At 70.8% G+C, this 17,338-nt stretch carries 18 protein-coding genes; 10 read left to right on the plus strand and 8 right to left on the minus strand.

What is annotated here, in order from left to right; all coding sequences use genetic code 11:
* Nucleotides 1-29: 29 nt before the first annotated feature.
* The 4 genes from FHP08_RS04685 (at nucleotide 30) to FHP08_RS04700 (ending at nucleotide 3,189) form a co-directional block, all read left to right on the plus strand.
* Nucleotides 30-842, plus strand: coding sequence for an MlaE family ABC transporter permease (locus tag FHP08_RS04685; protein ID WP_147703176.1), 813 nt, complete (start codon nucleotides 30-32; stop codon nucleotides 840-842).
* 6 nt (nucleotides 843-848) lie between these two features.
* Entirely contained in the window at nucleotides 849-1,850 is a 1,002-nt protein-coding gene (locus tag FHP08_RS04690) for an MlaD family protein (RefSeq protein WP_147703177.1), read from the plus strand.
* A 16-nt stretch (nucleotides 1,851-1,866) separates the two neighbouring features.
* Complete coding sequence (locus FHP08_RS04695) at nucleotides 1,867-2,577, plus strand: hypothetical protein (RefSeq protein WP_147703178.1); 711 nt, start codon at nucleotides 1,867-1,869, stop codon at nucleotides 2,575-2,577.
* A 132-nt stretch (nucleotides 2,578-2,709) separates the two neighbouring features.
* Nucleotides 2,710-3,189: an aminoacyl-tRNA deacylase gene (locus FHP08_RS04700; RefSeq protein WP_147703179.1), complete on the plus strand. Its 480-nt coding sequence runs from the start codon at nucleotides 2,710-2,712 to the stop codon at nucleotides 3,187-3,189.
* Between the two features lie 47 nt (nucleotides 3,190-3,236).
* Here FHP08_RS04700 and garD read toward each other — a convergent pair whose 3' ends face one another.
* From garD to FHP08_RS18770, 5 genes are read right to left on the minus strand one after another with little or no spacing between them, the layout of a single operon-like run.
* Nucleotides 3,237-4,778 carry a galactarate dehydratase gene (gene garD / locus FHP08_RS04705; RefSeq protein ID WP_187272204.1) on the minus strand — a complete coding sequence of 514 codons (1,542 nt, stop codon included), beginning with the start codon at nucleotides 4,776-4,778 and terminating at the stop codon, nucleotides 3,237-3,239.
* A 26-nt stretch (nucleotides 4,779-4,804) separates the two neighbouring features.
* Nucleotides 4,805-5,695 (minus strand): SDR family NAD(P)-dependent oxidoreductase, encoded by an 891-nt coding sequence (locus FHP08_RS04710; protein ID WP_147703181.1) that lies wholly within the window; start codon nucleotides 5,693-5,695, stop codon nucleotides 4,805-4,807.
* Nucleotides 5,692-6,408: a DUF6064 family protein gene (locus tag FHP08_RS04715; RefSeq protein WP_187272170.1), complete on the minus strand. Its 717-nt coding sequence runs from the start codon at nucleotides 6,406-6,408 to the stop codon at nucleotides 5,692-5,694. Before FHP08_RS04715 ends, FHP08_RS04710 begins: the two co-directional genes overlap by 4 nt.
* Nucleotides 6,408-7,127: an aldo/keto reductase gene (locus tag FHP08_RS04720; protein ID WP_323808889.1), complete on the minus strand. Its 720-nt coding sequence runs from the start codon at nucleotides 7,125-7,127 to the stop codon at nucleotides 6,408-6,410. Before FHP08_RS04720 ends, FHP08_RS04715 begins: the two co-directional genes overlap by 1 nt.
* A complete protein-coding gene (locus FHP08_RS18770) occupies nucleotides 7,082-7,363 on the minus strand; it encodes a hypothetical protein (protein WP_323808891.1) in 282 nt (93 codons plus the stop codon). Before FHP08_RS18770 ends, FHP08_RS04720 begins: the two co-directional genes overlap by 46 nt.
* 116 nt (nucleotides 7,364-7,479) lie before the next feature.
* On the opposite strand from FHP08_RS18770, the gene FHP08_RS04725 reads away from it, so the two are divergent.
* From FHP08_RS04725 to FHP08_RS04740, 4 genes are all read left to right on the plus strand, one after another.
* Nucleotides 7,480-8,058: an RNA polymerase sigma factor gene (locus tag FHP08_RS04725; RefSeq protein WP_187272171.1), complete on the plus strand. Its 579-nt coding sequence runs from the start codon at nucleotides 7,480-7,482 to the stop codon at nucleotides 8,056-8,058.
* A complete protein-coding gene (locus FHP08_RS04730; RefSeq protein WP_147703183.1) occupies nucleotides 8,051-8,512 on the plus strand; it encodes an anti-sigma factor family protein in 462 nt (153 codons plus the stop codon). The genes FHP08_RS04725 and FHP08_RS04730 overlap by 8 nt, the downstream gene beginning before the upstream one ends.
* A complete protein-coding gene (locus tag FHP08_RS04735; RefSeq protein ID WP_147703184.1) occupies nucleotides 8,509-8,976 on the plus strand; it encodes a Spy/CpxP family protein refolding chaperone in 468 nt (155 codons plus the stop codon). Before FHP08_RS04730 ends, FHP08_RS04735 begins: the two co-directional genes overlap by 4 nt.
* Nucleotides 8,977-9,131: 155 nt before the next feature.
* Nucleotides 9,132-9,644, plus strand: a complete 513-nt coding sequence (locus FHP08_RS04740; protein ID WP_147703185.1) for a hypothetical protein — start codon at nucleotides 9,132-9,134, stop codon at nucleotides 9,642-9,644.
* 72 nt (nucleotides 9,645-9,716) lie between these two features.
* On the opposite strand, the gene FHP08_RS04745 is transcribed toward FHP08_RS04740, so the two are convergent.
* From FHP08_RS04745 to FHP08_RS04755, 3 genes are all read right to left on the minus strand, one after another.
* Entirely contained in the window at nucleotides 9,717-10,400 is a 684-nt protein-coding gene (locus FHP08_RS04745) for a Fe2+-dependent dioxygenase (protein ID WP_147703186.1), read from the minus strand.
* A gap of 16 nt (nucleotides 10,401-10,416) precedes the next feature.
* Nucleotides 10,417-11,538: an alpha-hydroxy acid oxidase gene (locus FHP08_RS04750; RefSeq protein WP_225879035.1), complete on the minus strand. Its 1,122-nt coding sequence runs from the start codon at nucleotides 11,536-11,538 to the stop codon at nucleotides 10,417-10,419.
* Nucleotides 11,539-11,608: 70 nt separating this feature from the next.
* Entirely contained in the window at nucleotides 11,609-13,981 is a 2,373-nt protein-coding gene (locus FHP08_RS04755; RefSeq protein WP_147703188.1) for a TonB-dependent receptor, read from the minus strand.
* Between the two features lie 200 nt (nucleotides 13,982-14,181).
* On the opposite strand from FHP08_RS04755, the gene FHP08_RS04760 reads away from it, so the two are divergent.
* Nucleotides 14,182-15,648, plus strand: a complete 1,467-nt coding sequence (locus FHP08_RS04760; protein ID WP_225879060.1) for an aldehyde dehydrogenase family protein — start codon at nucleotides 14,182-14,184, stop codon at nucleotides 15,646-15,648.
* 7 nt (nucleotides 15,649-15,655) lie between these two features.
* Nucleotides 15,656-17,278, plus strand: coding sequence for a GMC family oxidoreductase (locus FHP08_RS04765; protein WP_147703190.1), 1,623 nt, complete (start codon nucleotides 15,656-15,658; stop codon nucleotides 17,276-17,278).
* Nucleotides 17,279-17,338: the final 60 nt, after the last annotated feature.

Here is a 17,338-nt window from a genome sequence, read left to right on the forward strand (position 1 = left end):
GGCGCGAGGGGCCGGGCTATCATCCTTCCATGCCGCAGCCGCGCCAGTCCTCGATTCCCGAAGCCGACGCGCCCCGGCGCGCGTCCGGAGGCTCACGTGCCCTCACGGGGTGGCTGCGCGCGGCCCACTTCTCGGCTGCCGCGGTGGTGACTGCCTTCTCGCCCTCGGCCTACGACCGGCAGGCGCGCGCGCTGGCCGCCCGCCAGATCCACTTCTCGGCCTGGCAGGCGCTGCCTGGCTTCACGCTCGCCTGCGCATTGCTGAGCTTCGTGCTGATCCGGATCGTGGTGGACACCGCGCAGGACTTCGGGCTGCCCCAGTACGCACTGGAGCTCACCGTGCGAGTGCTGGTGCTCGAGCTGATCCCGGTGCTCGCCGCGCTGTACGTGGCGCTTCGCTCGGGGGCCGCCATCTGCACAACGGTGGCGCTGATGCGGGTCGACGGCGAGCTCGGGCGCGTGGCGCGATCGGGGCGAGATCCGGTGGGGGCGGAACTGGTGCCGCGGGTGATCGGAAGCCTGGTCGCGGTGATGCTTCTCGCCTGGCTGAACGGCGCCGTCGCGCTGCTGCTCGCCTATGTCGAGCTCTACGGGTTCTCGCCCTGGGCCATTGGCGGCTTCGTGCGGGTCACGGGGCACGTCTTCGATCCCGTGGCGGTCGCCGGCTTCCTGTTCAAGACGTCGCTCTTCGGCGCCGTGGTGGGCGCGGTCCCGATCGGGGCGGCCCTCGGCATGCGGCCCGGTCACGGCGAGGTGCCCGGCGCCGTGCGCCGCGGAATGGTCCGGCTCGGCGTGACGCTCGCCGTGATCGAGATCGTGTTCGTGACCGCCCTGTATGCCTGAGTCGAAATGAGCGAAGAGCAGCCTCGCCTCGCCGAGCCGTCGGAGAAGGTCGCCCTGAAGGCCACGCTCCTACTGGTGCTGACCTTCGCGCTGCTGGTCGGCTTCCTGCTGTATGCGCTCTACGCGCGCGGCACCTTCGAGGAGACGCAGCGCCTGGTCCTGATGACCGACAACGCCGAGGGTGTGTCGGTCGGATCGGACCTGAGCTTCTCGGGCTTCCCGATCGGGCGGGTGCAGCGAATCGAGCTGGCCCGCACCGGGCAGGCCCGGATCGAGATCGCCGTGCCGCATTCGCAGGCGCACTGGCTGCGCTCCGGCAGCATGTTCACGCTCGAGCGCGGCCTGGTGGGCGGCGCACGGTTGCGCGCTTTCACCACCGACATGAACGACCCGCTGCTGCCCGATGGCGCGGTGCGCGAGGTGCTGCGCGGCGATACCACCGACGAGTTGCCGGCGCTGGTCGCGGGCGTCAAGCGCCTCGTCGGGAACCTCGAACAGATGACCGCCCACGACTCGGACATCAACCGCAGCCTCGAAGGGCTGCGCACGCTCGCCGATCGCGCAGGCGGCCGCTACGGCCTGCTCACCGCGCTGCTGGGCAGCGAAGAGGAGGCGAGGAAGGTGGTCGGCGCGATCGACCGCATGGACAAGGTGCTGGCCTCGCTGGAGAGTGCCGCACGCCGGATCGACAGCCTGTCCGGAAAGGCCGAGCAGACCCTCGTCAAGGCCGATCGGGAGCTGCTCGGCGAGGGCGGCATCGCACAGGAGGCCCAGGCGCTCGTGCGGGAGCTGAGCGCCATGCTGGCCGACGCGCGCAAGAGCCTGGAGAAGGTCGACGCGGTGCTGGTCGATGCACAGGGCATCGCCGCCGACACCCGCGCGGCCACCACCGACCTGCAGTCGCTGCGCGCCGAGGTCGAGGCCAGCCTGCGCAAGGCCTCGCAGCTGATCGACGAGCTCGAGCGCAAGTGGCCATTCAGGCGCGAGGCGGAGTTGAACTTGCCATGAGGCGCAGGAACCTGCCATGAACTGGGCCAGAGCCATCGCGACCGGGAGCCTGGCCCTTGCACTGCTGGCCGCCTGCCAGGGCGGGCCACTGCCGCCCCAGTGGCGTCGCGACGCCAGCGCCGCCCTCGACCAGTACCGGCACGCCTGGTTGCGGGGCGAATCGCGCATCGCCGAGCAGGCCTTCGAGCGGGCCCGCAGCGAGCTGGCCAGCACCGGCAGCGCCGAACTGGTGGCGCGCGCGGAGCTCACCCGCTGCGCCTTGCAGGGGGCGAGCCTCGATTTCGACGACTGCCCGGGCTTGGCGCCGCTTGCCCGGGACGCCGGCGCCGGTTCTCGCGCCTACTCGGCCTACATCGGGGGCCGGTGGGCCGAGCTCGATCCGGCCTTGTTGCCGGCTCCGCATCGGATGGCGTTCACGGCCGTCGGCGGCGCGAACGGCGAGCGCGAGGGCGTGGCGCCAGCCACTCCCGGCGTACTGGGAGCGATCGAGGAGCCGGTCGCCCGACTGGTCGCCGCGGGCGCCCTGATGCGTGTCGGGAAGATCGTGCCCGAAGACATCGCCCTTGTCGTGGAGACTGCGTCGGCCCACGGCTGGCGTCGTCCTTTGCTCGCCTGGCTCGGCGTGCAGGAAGAACGCGCGCAGGCGGCGGGAGATGCCGAGGCCGCCGCGGCGATCCGGCGGCGCATCGCACTGGTGCTGGGCTCGCCGAAGCAGACGCAGCCGTAAACAGCTCGCGCCGACATGGTTACTGGTCATCGGGCTCCGCTCGGCGCAGACTTTGCGCACCAGGGCCTGCGGGGCGATCGCCTCGGCGCCGCTGCTCCGGAGCCGCCCTGGCCAGCCAGCAGGAGGCCCGCCATGTCCATTCCCTCACGCCTGTCGCGCTATCTCGATCGGCGCGGCGCCCATTACCAGGTTTCCACCCACGACTACAGCCGCAGCAGTGCGGAAACTGCCCGCACGGCGCACATTCCGCCCCACCAGCTGGCCAAGTCGGTCGTCCTCGAAGACGACCGAGGCTGGGTCGTGGCCGTCGTCCCGGCGGACTCCCGGGTGATGATCGGCCGGATCGCGGAGCTGCTGGGCCGCGAGCGCCTGCGGCTGGCCGACGAGGACCGGATCGCGATGCTCTTCGAGGAGTGCGACCGGGGCGCCGTGCCGCCGCTCGCCATGGCCTGGGGCCTGCCGACCCTGGTCGACGAGGACCTCGGTAGCGTCGACGTCGTCTACATGGAAGGCGGCGATCACGAATGCCTGCTTCGCATGTCGCGCGAGGAATTCCGGGAGGCGATGGCCGAGGCGATTCAGGGGCATTTCTGCCGTCCCGTGCGTCACTGAGCCGCGCCCGGCCGTCACCGGGGCCTCGCTCGCCGGCGAAAGGTTGATCAGGTCACCGGCGCCGGATTGAACAGCGCCAGCGAGTTGTGCAGCTTCCAGCGCTCGGCCCAGGTCTCGCGGCGGCCGCTGGCGACCTCGAGCAGCAGCTCGAACAGCTCGCGGCCCACGTCCTCGATCGTGGCCTCGCCGCTAGCGATGCGCCCGGCGTTCACGTCCATCAGGTCGTGCCAGCGGCGCGCCAGGTCGTTGCGGGTGGCCACCTTGACCACCGGCACCGCAGCCAGCCCGTAGGGCGTGCCGCGGCCGGTGGTGAACACGTGCAGGTTCATGCCGGCGGCCATCTGCAGCGTGCCGCAGACGAAGTCGCTGGCCGGCGTCGCGGCGAATACCAGCCCCTTGCGCGGCGCGCCGGCCTCGCCCAGGCGCTGTCCGGGGGCGAGCACGCCCGCCACCGGCGCGCTGCCGGACTTCACGATCGAGCCCATCGCCTTCTCGACGATGTTCGACAGGCCGCCCTTCTTGTTCCCCGGCGTGGTGTTGGCGCTGCGGTCCACGCCGCCGCGCGCCAGGTAGGCGTCGTACCAGGCCATCTGTTCGACGAGCGCCGCCGCGACCTCGGGGGTGGCCGCACGCGCGGTCAGCTGGTCGATCGCGTCGCGCACCTCGGTGACCTCCGAGAACATCACGGTGGCCCCGGCGCGCACCAGCAGGTCGGTCATGTGACCCACGGCCGGATTGGCGGTCAAGCCCGAGAAGGCGTCGCTGCCGCCGCATTGCACGCCCACCACCAGGTCCGACGCAGGACAGGGCTCGCGCCGCCGCGCATTCAGGCGTTCGAGGTGTCGTTCGGCGCTGCGCAGGATCGATTCGATCATCGACTCGAAGCCGACGTGCGCGTCGTCCTGCAGGCAGACCACGTCGAGCTGCGCGTCGCCACGCAGGTCGGCGATCGGGATCGTGCCCGCGGGCATCAACCGCTCGGGCTGGAGCTTCTCGCAGCCCAGGCTCACCACCATGACCTCGCCGCCGAAGTTCGGGTTCAGCGCCAGGTTGCGCAGCGTACGGATCGGCACCGGGGCGTCGGGCGCGTCGATCGCCACGCCGCAGCCGTAGGCGTGCTCCAGACTGACCACGTCGTCCACGTTCGGAAAGCGCGGCAGCAGTTCCTCGCGGATCCGGCGCACCGCGTAGTCGATGACACCCGTCACGCACTGCACGGTGGACGAGATCGCCAGCAGGTTGCGGGTGCCCACGGTGCCGTCGGCATTGCGGTAGCCGTCGAAGACGTGGCCGTCGAGCGGCGGCAGCGGCTGCGTGCGGGCGGTGGCCACCGGCAGGCCGTCCAGCGAGCGGGCCTCGGGCATCCGCAGCAGCCGCTCGTGGACCCAGCTGCCTGCGGCGATGTCGGACTCGGCCACGCCGATCGTGACGCCGTAGCGGCGCACCGCCGAACCGACCGGCAGGTCGGCCAGCGCCACCTTGTGCCCCTGCGGCACCCGATCGCGCAGCGCCAGCCCGCAGGCGAACACGGTGCCCGCCGGCAGGCCGCCGTCGTTGGCCACGATCGCGACGTTGTCGCGCTCGTCCATTCGGATGTAGAGCGGGGCGGCAGTGCTCACGAGTTCTCCCTGGCGGCCTGGGCCGCGAGTCGCGACTGGATCTCGCCGATGTCATAGGACGCCTTGGGCGCGTCGGAGGCGTCCAGCGCCGCGAAGGCTTCGTCCACGTCGCGCCGGCGCGCGTCGGCGTAGCGCTGCACATGCGTCTGAGTGGCGATCAGGAAGCGGCCGGCGGCCATGCCCTCGAAGGCGAGCCGGGCGACCACGTCCGGCGGGATTCCCTCCGCCATCAGGCGGCCGGCCCCCGGCGCCGGGTCGCCGGGACCGCCGAAGCGCTCGGGTCGGCTGCCGATCGCCCCCCAGAGATCCGTTGCGACGAGCCCCGGAATCAGCGCGCTGATCCCGATCTGCGCAGGCAGCTCGCGGCGCAGCGCGTCGGCCAGCCCGAGGACCGCGTGCTTGGATGCGGTGTACCCGCTGCCGCCCGCAAAGGGCACGCCGACCGAGTGTTCGGAAGCCGTCACCAGCAACCGCCCGGAGCGCCCGCTCGCAGCCATCCGGCTGCCGAAGGCCTTCAGCGTGGCCCAGCAACCGAAGAGGTTGACCTCGAAGACCCAGCGCAGGTTGCCGGGGTCCGCCTCGAAGAGCGGGGCGCGCGGCACCGTCACGCCCGCGTTGGCGCAGACGAGAACGGGGCCGCTCCCGCTGCTCAGGGTCTGCTCGGCGATGCGCTCGAGCGCGGCGTGATCGGTGACGTCGCAGCCGCGGACCTCGATGCCCAGTCCGTCGCGGGCGAGCCCGTCGGCGACCCGGCGGGCCTTGTCCTCGTCGATGTCGAGCAGGAACAGGCGCGAAGCGCCGTGCGCCACGGCCTCGGCGGCGAGCGCCGAGCCGATGCCGCCGCCCGCTCCAGTGATGATCGCGGTCTCGACCCTGAAGTCCCTCATCGCTCCTCTCCGTGTCCCCGTGCGAGCCGGGATCTTCGCATGGACGCCTGGTCGCCGATCAGGCGAACCGCGAGCGCTGCGGCGCCGGCCGCGGGCGGCAGCAAGGCCTCGGGCGCGCTCATCGCCCACAGCGTCGCGCCGCTGATCGCGCACCAGGCGAGGGGGATCGGCCACAGCGCGGCGCGGCCGCCGCCCCGCATCAGCAGCAGCAGCCCCAGCGTGGCGATCGCCGTGGGGTCGGGCGTCACGCCGAAGAATGCTGCCTGGGCCGCGGGACGGCCGAGCAGCAGGTCGAGCGCCGGCAGGCCGAACAGTGCGAGCAGGCAGAGCGCCAGCCCCGTGCCGCGGCTGAACGGGCCGCCCGGGTCCTTGCCTGCGGCTGCAGGGCCTCGGGCCGCGAGGGCAGCCCAGGCCAGCAGCAGCGCCTGGACGCCGAAAGCTCCGGCGAACCCGATGGCCGCCCAGTTGATCGTCTGGTAATGGCCGAGGTGAAAGGCCCAGCCGATCCATGCCCAGCAGAGGGCGAGGGTCGCGAGCACCTCAGCCTCGTGCGGGGTTCGGCGCAATGCCATTGCCAGCGCGAGCAGGCCGAGCACGGCAGCTGCGATCTGGGTCGGCCAGATTCCGGCGTTGTACAGCTCGAACAGCCGGCGGTAGGTGTCCGGCGAGAACAGCAGGAAGTCCGACAGCCGATAGGTCCACCAGTCCGACATCAGAGACCGGCGACCGCTTCGACGATTCGCCTGCGCATCGGGGGGTCGGGCATGACCCCGACGCCCGCGCCCATGTTCTCCCGCAGATGGTCGACCCGGCCGGTGGCCGGGATCGCGCAGTGCACGGCCGGATGCGACACGATGAACTTCAGCAAGAGCTGCGCCCAGTTCGAGCAGCCGATCCCGGCCGCCCAGGCCGGCAGCGGCCGACGCGATGCGGCGCGGATCAGGTCGCCCTGGCGAAAGGGCCGGTTGGCGATGACCGCGATCCCGCGCTCGCGCGCGAGCGGCAGCAGCCTCTGCTCGGCCTCGCGATCGGCCGCGTTGTAGCTGAGCTGCACGAAATCGAGCGGCTGCTCGCGCATCAGCATCTCGAACTCGGCGTGGCGCCGGCCTTCCGACGTGGTGATGCCCACGTATCGCAGCCGCCCCTCGGCCTTCATCGCGAACAGCGTCTCGAGGTGCGCCTCCCAGGCGAGCAGGTTGTGGACCTGCAGCAGGTCGAAGCGCGCCACGCTCCAGTGGCGGCGCGAGGTCTCGATCTGTTCCGGCCCGCGCGCGCCCGAGCCGGTCCAGACCTTGTCGGCGGCGAACACGCGCCCGGCCGCGCCGAATTTCGCCAGCCCGTAGCCGATCGTTTCCTGCGCCGAGCCGTACATCGGCGACGAGTCGATCAGGCTGCCCCAGCTTCGAGGAAAGCGCGGATCACTTCGGCGCATCGCTCGCGGGCGAGCGGGTCGCGGCCGACATTGAAGGTGATCCAGCTGCCGAGGCCGATCGCGGGGATCGCCTCGCCGGTCGACGGAATCTGGCGCATGGCGATCCGAGCCGGCGCGCGCGCGGCATCGGACTCCGGCGCGGCCTTCGGCTGACCGGCCGCGGCGACTGGCGACGCCGCGCTGGCCAGCAGGCCGCCCAGGAATCTCCGGCGGGTAGCTCGAGGGGACTGCGTCACGGATACTCCCGAGGGTCGTGCCTTGCGGTTCGTCGGGTCGGGGAACTTTCCTTTCGCCGGTTCGTTGAAGGAAGGACCGAGCGGCGCATGGAGGAATTCTTGGGAGATTGTCGGGCTTGACGGAAGGGGCCGACAAGCGGCTGTCCGACGAGGTGCTCGCCGCGCAGGCCAGCGCCGGGGACCGCCGTGCGTTCGGCGATCTCATCCGGCGTCACCAGGACGGCGTCTTTCGCTTCGTGTTCCGGATGGTCGGCTCGCGCGACCAGGCGATGGACCTGACGCAGGACAGCTTCCTGAAGGCCTGGCAAGCGCTTCCGGGCTGGCGGCCCGAGGCGCGCTTCCGGACCTGGCTGTTGCAGATCGCCCGCAATGCCAGCCTCGATGTCCTGCGGCGTCGATCCCTGGCGGACTTCGTTCCGATCGACGAAGCGTTCGAGCTCCCGGGCCCCGGGCCGACACCCGAGTCCCAGGCAGTGATGACGCAAGAGTTGCGCTTGCTGGAAGCCGCGCTGCTTCGGCTGCAGCCCGATCACCGGGAAGTCCTGCTGCTGCGCGAGCTGGAAGGCCTCTCCTACGAGGAGATCGCCGCCGTTCTCGACGTCGCCGAGGGCACGGTGAAGTCGCGGATCGGAAGAGCGAGAGCCGCGCTGCTGCAGGCATGGAAAGAACGACACGGAGGACATCCGAATGACTGAAACCTGCCCCCGAATCGAAGCGCTGTCAGCGCGGCTGGACGATGCGCTGACCGATCGCGAGAGGGAGGACCTCGACGCCCATCTGCGTGCCTGCCCGGTGTGCGGCGAGGCGCTTGCGGCCATGCGCACGCTCCAGGCGGCGATGCGCACGCTGCCCGAGCCGCGGCTCGGGGTGGATCTGGCCGGGGTCATCGAGGGCCGAATCGAAGGCATGCCTGCGTCGCGAACGCGTCCGCGTCGTCGCCGTGTCGCGCCTTTCCTGCCGCTGCTGCCGGCGGGACTCGGCCTGGCCGCATCGCTCGGCCTCGGTGTCGTGCTCGGCTTCGGCCTGACGACGGGTGGCGGCGTGGCGGCCGGCTCGCAGATCGCGGCAATGGCCGTCTTCGACCCGATCGCCCCGGGCGGCGTCTGCATCGGCCTCGAGGCGTGTTACCGGATGGGGAGCGCCGAATGAACAGGACCGTGTTGAAGCTGGCATTGCTCGTTTCGCTTGCGATCAATCTCGGTGTGCTGGGGGCGGTCGCCTGGCGGCAGCTGGTCCCGGTCGGACAGTTCGCCGACCAGGGCAGTGCCCAGGGCAGTCTTCCCGAACACCTGGGTCTGGACGATCGGCAACTGGGCCGCTGGCGCGAGGCGGAGCGCGCCTTCCTGGCCGGGCTGGCCGAGAGCAGCAGCGCCATCGCCGGCCATCGGGAAAGGATGATTCGCGAGATCTTCTCGCAGGCGCCCGACCTGGTGGCGATCGAGTCCGAGCGGGCGAGCATCGCGCGGCTTCAGGAGTCTCAGCAGCGCCTCGTGATCGAGCAGTTGCTCGCCGAGCGCAGCGTGCTGGATCCTGGCCAGCGCGCGAAGCTGGCCGAGGTGCTGCTCTCGCAACCGGCCGCCAGCGCCACCTTCGAGCGCCTGCATCGCGAATAGGCGCGATTCGCCTGGCGTGGGCGCGATTCGCCTGGCGTGGGCGCGGTTCGCCTGGCGCGCAGGCAGGGAACTTTCGGCGCGTGACTTCGTTCAATGAGGGCGGCCGGTGCGAGAGGCGCCCCGGCCCCGATCAATTCGACGAAGGAGTCCGAAAGATGAAAGCCACTTCCAGACCCGCGATGCACGCGGTGCTTTTCGCCGGCCTGCTGGCCGGAGCCGCGATCGCCGGGCCTTCCGCCTGGGCGGCGAGCGGTGCCGCGCACGATCACGGCCACGCGTCCGCCGAGCAGGTCCTCCGTCTGAACGACGGCCGGAAATGGCAGGGCGACGAGCCGCTGCGTCAAAGCATGACCATGATCCGCGATGCCGTGGGCGCGGTCTTGCCCGCGGTGCATCGCGGCAAGCTGAAGGCCTCGGAATACGACGCCCTCGGTGGCGAGATCGATCGCCAGGTCGCGAACATCGTGCAGAACTGCGAGCTCGATCCGCAGGCCGACGAAGTCCTGCACGCCATCCTCGCCGACCTGATGGCCGGCAACGAGGCCTTGCGCGGCCGCGATGCAAAGGTTTCGCGCGGCGATGGGGTCATGGGCGTGGTTCACGCGCTCGAGCAGTACGGCAAGCATTTCGAGCACCCCGGGTGGAAGCCGCTGCCATCGGATCACTGAGGGCCGGTCGGCCGAGCGCTGGGCCTCCGGCTGCCGTTCACTCCGAGCGGCGGCCGCTCTGAGCGTCATCGCTCAGGGACTGGCCCAGCGTCGCAGCAGGTTGTGATACACGCCGGTGAGCGAGAGCAGGTGCGGATCGTCCGGGCGCAGCGCCGGCGTGAGTCCCTGGATCGCACGGTCCAGGTCGAACAGCAGGGCGCGAGCCGCATCGTTGCGCACCAGGCTCTCGATCCAGAAGAACGAGGCGATGCGCGCCCCGCGCGTGACCGGCGTAACCCGGTGCAGGCTGCTCGACGGGTACAGGATCATGTCGCCCGCCGGGAGCCTGACCGACTGCACGCCGAAGGGCCCCTCGATCTGCAACTCGCCGCCCTCGTACTCGTCGGGGTTGCACAGGAACAGCGTGGCCGACAGGTCGCTGCGAACGGTGAGCCCGGCGCCGGGCACCTGCATCAGCGCGCTGTCCACGTGGGCACCGTAGGTGCCGCCGTCGGCGTAGCGATTGAACTTCGGCGGATAGATCCGGCGGGGCAGGGCGGCCGACACGAAAAGCGAGTTCGCCTGGAGCCGGCGCAACACCTCGTTGCCCAGCTCGGTCGCGAGCGGCGAACCGTCCTCGAGCTGCAGGTTGCGCTTGACCGACCGGGCCAGCGTGCCGGCGGTGGCGAGCCCGTCCCGCCACGAGGCCGCGTCGAGCCGGGCCCGGAAGGCGGCGACCTCGTCGCGCGTGAGCACTCTTTCTACGGGGATCAGCATCGTCGGTGTTCCGGGATCAGGATGCGTGGTGTTCCTGGTGGTCGACGAGCGCCGGGCGCGGCCAGCGATGGATCGACGTTTCGCCGATGTCGGCCAGCGTGGGGCAGCCGGCCAGCGCCATGCAGAGCTCCAGCTCTTCGCGCAGCAGCTTGATCAGGTGGGCGACGCCCAGCGCGCCGGCCGCCGCCAGCGCGTAGACCTGCAGACGGCCGATCATCACCGCATCGGCGCCGAGCGCGATCGCCTTGAAGACGTCGTCGCCCGCGCGGATGCCGCCGTCGAGCAGCAGCGGGTAGTCGTCACCGACCGCCTGCCTGATCGCCGGCAGCGCGTCGATGCTGGCCTGAGCCCCGTCCAGCGCCCGGCCGCCATGGTTGGAGACGACGAGCCCCGCGACGCCGGCCCGCTTCAGCACCTTCGCGTCGCAGGGGTGGAGCACCCCCTTGGCCAGCACCGGCAGCCGGGTCTGGCCGAGCAGCCAGGGCAGGTCGCGCCAGCCCGGCGCCTGCGCCATGATCCCCTGGAAGATCCGGCTCGCGCCGCGGGCGGCAGTCGGCAAGGGTGGCGCCGGCGGATGCGTGGCCAGGTTCGCGGGCTGCAGGCTGTCGGGTAACCGGAAGCCCGCCCGCAGCGCGCGCAGGCTGGGCGCCTGGGCCGGAGCATCGAGCGTGACCACCAGCGCCCCGTAGCCGGCCGCCTCGGCGCGCCGCACCAGTTCCAGCGTGTCCTCGCGGCGAGGCTGGAGGTACAGCTGGAACCAGCGCTCCGGGCCGGCCTCGGTGGCGATGGCCTCCAGGCTGCACGAGGACAGCGTGCTCGCGACGATGCAGGTGTCCGTAGCGGCGGCGCCCTGAGCCGTCGCGCGCTCGGCCTGCGGGTGTGCGAGCGCCTGGAACGCCACTGGCGCCAGCAGGACCGGGTGGGCGAGCTCGCGGCCGAGAAGCGTCAGCCGCGTGTGGCCGGCGCGCGCGTCGCGCAGCACGCGCGGCTGGATGCCGAGCTCGTCGAAGGCGCGCGAGTTCGCCTCGATCGTCCGTTCGCGGCCGCTGCCGCCTGCGACATAGGCGTGAACCGGTGCGTCGAGGAACCGCGAGGCCAGCGCCTCGTAGTCCTGGGCGCAGTGGATCCCCTCGGGCACGCGCAGGGCCTGCCCTGGGGCCGCCGCATGCGCGCCTTTCGCGGCCGCGCGTGCGCCTTCGGCTATCCCGTCAGAAGTCATAGTTGAGCGTGAGCTGGGCATTGCGCGCGTCGCCCTTGTACAGGAAGGCTCCCGAGCGATAGCCGGCCAGGTAGTAGTCGCGGTCGGTCACGTTGCCCACGTTGAGCCGAAGGTCCATGTTCCGGTTCACCCGGTAGCTGGCGAACAGGTTGAAGACTGTGTACGAGGGAATCGGCTGGCTGTACTCGCCACTGGCGGTGTAGCCTGGCGCCGAATCCGGCTGGCCGGCGAACTTCTCGCTCTCGTACTTCGCGCCGACGCCGAAGGCGAACTTGCCCGTGGCCTGGTACCGGAGCTGTGCGTAGGCGCTCTGATCCGCGAAGTTGCTCAGCGTCTTGCCGATGTTGGCCGCCACGTTGGACTCCAGCACCTCGGCCCGCATCAGCGCGAGGCCGCCCTGGGCGGTGAGCCGGTCGGTCAGTTTGCCGACCAGCCCGAACTCGATGCCCCGCACCCGGTTCTTGCCGGTGTTCAGCGCGCCTACCGAGGAGTAGCCGGTGCTGTTGGGCGCCTGCTCCATCACGTCGTGCTTGGTGATCTGGAAGAGGGCCGCGGTCGCGAGCAGCTTGCCGCCCGCCAGGTTCCACTTGGTTCCCAGCTCGATGCTGCGGGTGGTCTCCGGCTTGCTCGACGCGATGCCCACGTTGTTGGCGGAGTCGATGCAGATGCCGCCGTAGCCGCAGCTCGTGCCCACGTCGGACTCGCCGCCGTTGACGTCGCTGGCGGTCGCGTAGCTGAAATACAAGTTGGCATCGGGCCGGAACTGCCAGGTCGCGCCCGCGTGACCGTTGAGCAGCGTGTCCGAGTACTGGAAGTTCGTCGTCTGCAGCGACGCGTCCTGCGCCGTGGTGTCGAAGTCGAAGCGGTCGTAGCGAAGGCCGCCGAAGGCGGTCCAGGTGTCGCTCAGCTTCACCGTGTCCATCGCCGACAGGGAGACCGTCTTCACGTTCCAGTCGAGATCCCAGCGATCCTTCGTGATCTGGCGATTCATGATCGTGTTCAGTCCGTTCACCGGGGCGCCGCTGGCGTCGGTGATGCACCAGCCGGGCGAGGTGCCCCCGCGCCCCGGGACGATGCAGTTCTCGCCGGAGTTGTTCACGTCGTAGGTGCCGTTGACCACCCTGTGGTCGGTGTACTCGAGACCGAAGATGAATTCGTGCTTCTTGCCCGCGATGGTCTTGTTGACGAACAGATTGGTCTGGTTCGCCACGTAGTCGACGTCCTGCCAGCCCTGGTGCGTGCTCAGCGAGGCCGTGTCGTAGACGCCGCCCGGGTTGCTCGGATCGGTGGTGACGCCGCGCGCCCCGGTGGCCACGTAGCCGTTGGCCGACTTGCCGACCCGGGTCAGGTTGGTGATCCTCACGTCCGGCGAGATCTGGTAGCGGATCCGCCCGGTCAGCGTGTCCACGTCGGAGTTCAGGAAATCCGGCTGCTGCGCGTAGACCGGCACGTTCGTGGCCGGTCGCCGGTTCGGCAGGGTACCCACCAGATAGCCGCCCAGGTCCGGGTTGTCGCGGGCACGCATGCCGTAGTAATCGAGAACCACTTGCAGCCGGTCGGTGGGCAGGAAGAGCCCGGATACCGCGATGCCCTTGCGCTCGCGGTCGGCAGGCGCCCGGTCGGGCACGTTCTCGTAGCCGTAGAGCAGGTTCGCGCGGATCGCCGCGCGGTCGTTCAGGACCTTGTTCGCGTCGAGCGTCGTGCGCGTGTATCGGTCGGTGCCGAGGCCGGTCGAGAACTTGGCGTAGTCGAAGTCGGTCGTCGCCTGCTTGGTCACCGAGTTGATCGCGCCGCCCGAGGTGCCGCGGCCGGCGAAACTCGAACTGGGTCCCTTGGTGATCTCGACCTGCTCGGTGGCGAAGCTCTCGCGGATCGTCATGCCCGGGTCGCGCAGGCCGTCCACGAAGACGTCGCTGCGGGCCTCCTGGCCGCGGATGATGTAGCGGTCGCCGAAGGCGTTCCCGTTCTCGCCGGTGCCCAGCGTGATGCCGGGCTGCGCGTCGACGATGTCGCGCAGGTCGGTGTAGCCGGAGTCCTCGATCTGCGGCTTGGTCAGCACGGTGATGTTGCTCGGCGTCTCCGCGATCGGGCGCCTGTGGCGCTCGTCGCCCGAGGTCCGGGCCTTGTAGGGCACGCCGGGTTCGGCATTCGGATTGGGCTCGATCGGCGCGGCCTCCACGGTGACCGGGGCGAGATTCGAAGGCCGAGGGGCGGCCTCTTCGGCCGCCAGCGCCTGAAGCGGAGCCAGCATCGCGGCGGAGAGACCGAGGGCCGCGCCGGTCCGCAGGAGGGGGCTCGGGGAGGCGTCGGTGGCGGCCGGGCCGCCGCATTGCGTGGTGCGTGCGCTGGCGGGAGGCAGCATTCTGAAGCTCAGAGGCAGGCAGAGGGGACGGCGGGGAGGCGGAGCGGGCGGCATGTCGGTCATGGGTGAGCGGGAAGTTCTCGGGAAGGCTCGGAGTGTAAACACGAACGATTCGCATTCGCAACCAAAGCACGCCCGAGGCCGAAGCGCGTCGTTCCGGAATCGCGACGCTTCCCGTCTATAGTTCGCGGCGAGAGACGATCCGAGACTCGACACCGATGACAACCAAATCCCGCGCCGATCGCGCATCCGCGACAGCGCTCCCGGAATCCGAGCTGGCCTTGTTCCGCCGCCAGCAGGCCTTCGCGCCCAGCCTCCGGTCCACCACCGCGCGCGAGCGCATCGACAAGCTCGAACGGCTTGGCGCGGCGCTGCGGGCCCGGCAGCGCGAGATCGAGCGCGCGGCGGCCGAGGACTTCGGCAAGCCGCCCGAGGAGGTGGCGCTGAGCGAGCTGTTCCCGGTGCTGCACGAGATCGCTCACGCGAAGCGCCACCTGAAGAAGTGGATGAAGCCCCGGCGGGTGCCGCCCACCATGGCCATGTTCGGCACGCGCGCCGAGGTCCGCTACGTGCCGCGGGGCGTCTGCCTGATCGTGTCGCCGTGGAACTACCCGTTCAACCTGAGCTTCGGGCCGCTGGTCTCGGCCATCGCGGCCGGCAATACGGCCATCCTCAAGCCCTCCGAGCTCACGCCGAGCTGCTCGCGGCTGATCGCCGCGATCGTGGCGGACACCTTCGCGCCCGACGAGGTCGCGGTCGTCGAGGGCAATGCCGAGGTCGCTTCCCGCCTGCTCGCGCTGCCCTTCAACCACATCTTCTTCACCGGCAGCACGACGGTCGGGCGCATCGTGATGAAGGCCGCGGCCGAGCACTTGAGCTCGGTCACCCTCGAGCTGGGCGGCAAGTCGCCCTTCATCGTCGACGCGAGCGCGGACCTGGATCGGACGGTGCGCAACCTGGTGGGCACCAAGTTCGCGAACAAGGGCCAGACCTGCGTGGCGCCGGACCTGGTCTACGTCCACGAGAGCGTCCGCGAGGATTTCCTCGCGCGGCTGAAGGCGCGCATCGCGCATGTCTACGGGGCCGACGCGCAGGCGCAGCGCGCCAGCCCGGACTACGCCCGGGTGGTCAACACCCGGCACTTCGAGCGCGTCAAGGGCCTGCTCGACGACGCCCTGGCCCGCGGCGCCAGGCTGGTGGCCGGCGGCGACACCGATGCGGCCAGCCGCTTCATCGCACCCACGGTGCTGACCGACCTGGCGCCGGGCAGCCGGATCCTCGAGGAGGAGATCTTCGGGCCGCTGCTGCCGGTGATCGGCTACCGAAACCTCGACGCGGTGATCCGCGAGATCGACGCGCGCCCGACGCCGCTCGCTCTCTACGTGTTCGGCCGCGACCGCAAGCGGATCGAGAAGGTGCTGGCGGGAACCGTCTCGGGCGGCAGCTGCGTGAACCACAGCGTGGTCCACTTCCTGCACGGCAACCTGCCTTTCGGCGGCCTGAATGCCAGCGGGATCGGCAACGCGCACGGCGTCCACGGCTTCCGGGCCTTCTCGCACGAGCGCGCGGTGCTGGTCGATCGCTTCAGCATCGCGCACCTGCTGTTCCCGCCGTACACCCCCCGGGTCAAGGCCTTGATCCGGATGACCGCCCGTTACTTCACCTGAGCCGGAAATGCCGATCGCCCGCAGCGACCTCACTGTGCAGGAATTCGACTACCTGATCGTGGGCGGCGGATCGGCCGGCTGCGTGCTCGCCGCCCGGCTGTCCGAAGATGCCGACGCCAGCGTCTGCCTGCTGGAGGCGGGCAAGCCGGACACCAGCCTGTTCGTGCGGGTGCCCGCGGGGACCGCGGCCATGCTCCCGACCCGCCACAACAACTGGGCCTTCGAGACCGAGCCGCAGCCAGGACTGAACGGACGGCGGGGCTACCAGCCGCGCGGACGCACGCTGGGCGGCAGCAGCGCGATCAACGCGATGATCTACACGCGCGGCCATCCGTCCGACTACGACGGCTGGGCAGAGGCGGGCAACCCGGGCTGGAGCTGGAGCGAGGTGCTGCCGTGGTTTCGCCGCTCCGAGGACAATTCGCGCGGCGCGGACGCCTGGCACGGGGTGGGCGGCCCGCTGTCGGTGTCGGACCTTCGCTCGCCGAACCCGATCTGCGAGGACTTCCTGAGGGCCGCCGAGCAGGCCGGCTTCGCGCGCAACCCGGACTTCAACGGCGCGGAGCAGGAGGGCGTCGGCCTGTACCAGGTGACCCAGCGAAACGGCGAGCGCTGGAGCGCGGCGCGTGCCTTCCTGGCGCCGGCGCGCGAGCGTCCGAACCTGACCGTGCTCACCCGGGCCCGCGCGACGCGCATCCTGTTCGAGGGGCGGCGCGCGGTCGGCGTCGAGTATCGGCAAGGTCAGGCCACGATGGTCCTGCGCGCGCGCCGCGAGGTGCTGCTCGCTTCCGGCGCGCTGCAGTCGCCGCAACTGCTGATGCTGTCCGGGGTGGGGCCCCGCGAGGAGCTGCGCCACCACGGCATCCCGGTCCTGCACGAGCGGCCGGGCGTGGGCCGCGACCTGCACGACCACCTCGACTACGTGAGCTGCTACCGCTCGGCGCGCCGCGAGCTGTTCGGCTTCTCGGTGCGCGGCGCCGCCCGGACGCTGGGCGCCATGCTCGAGTTCCGCCGGCAGCGCACCGGGATGATGACCACCAACTTCGCCGAGGCGGGCGGCTTCCTGAAGACCGATCCGGGGCTGGCCGCGCCGGACGTGCAGCTTCACTTCGTGGTCGGCATCGTCGACGACCACAGCCGCAAGCTTCACTGGGGGCACGGTTACAGCTGCCACGTCTGCATCCTGCGACCGAAGAGCCGCGGGCGCGTGGGCCTGCGCAGCGCGGACCCGATGGCGGCGCCGCTGGTGGACCCGAATTTCCTCGGCGACTCCGACGATCTGGAGGTCCTGGTTCGCGGCTACAAGGCGCTGCGCGAGATCATGCAGGCCGATGCGCTGGCGCCCTGGCGCGGCGCCGACATCTATGGCGCCTCGCTCACGACCGATGACCGGATCCGCGAAGCGATCCGCCAGCGGGCCGACACCGTCTACCACCCGGTCGGCAGCTGCCGGATGGGCCCGGACGAAGGCGCGGTCGTCGACACCCGGCTGAGGGTCCACGGCCTGGAAGGCCTGCGGGTGGTCGACGCCTCGATCATGCCGGCGGTGGTGGGCGGAAACACCAACGCGCCGACGATCATGATCGCGGAACGGGCGGCTGCGATGATCGCCGAGGACGCGCGGACCTGAGCCTCGCCGGCGCGGGGCTATCATGTGGGCCCGCGGCAATGGAAATCGGCCGCGGCAATC

This window comes from Zeimonas arvi (assembly GCF_008039575.1).
Classification (GTDB): domain Bacteria; phylum Pseudomonadota; class Gammaproteobacteria; order Burkholderiales; family Burkholderiaceae_E; genus Zeimonas; species Zeimonas arvi.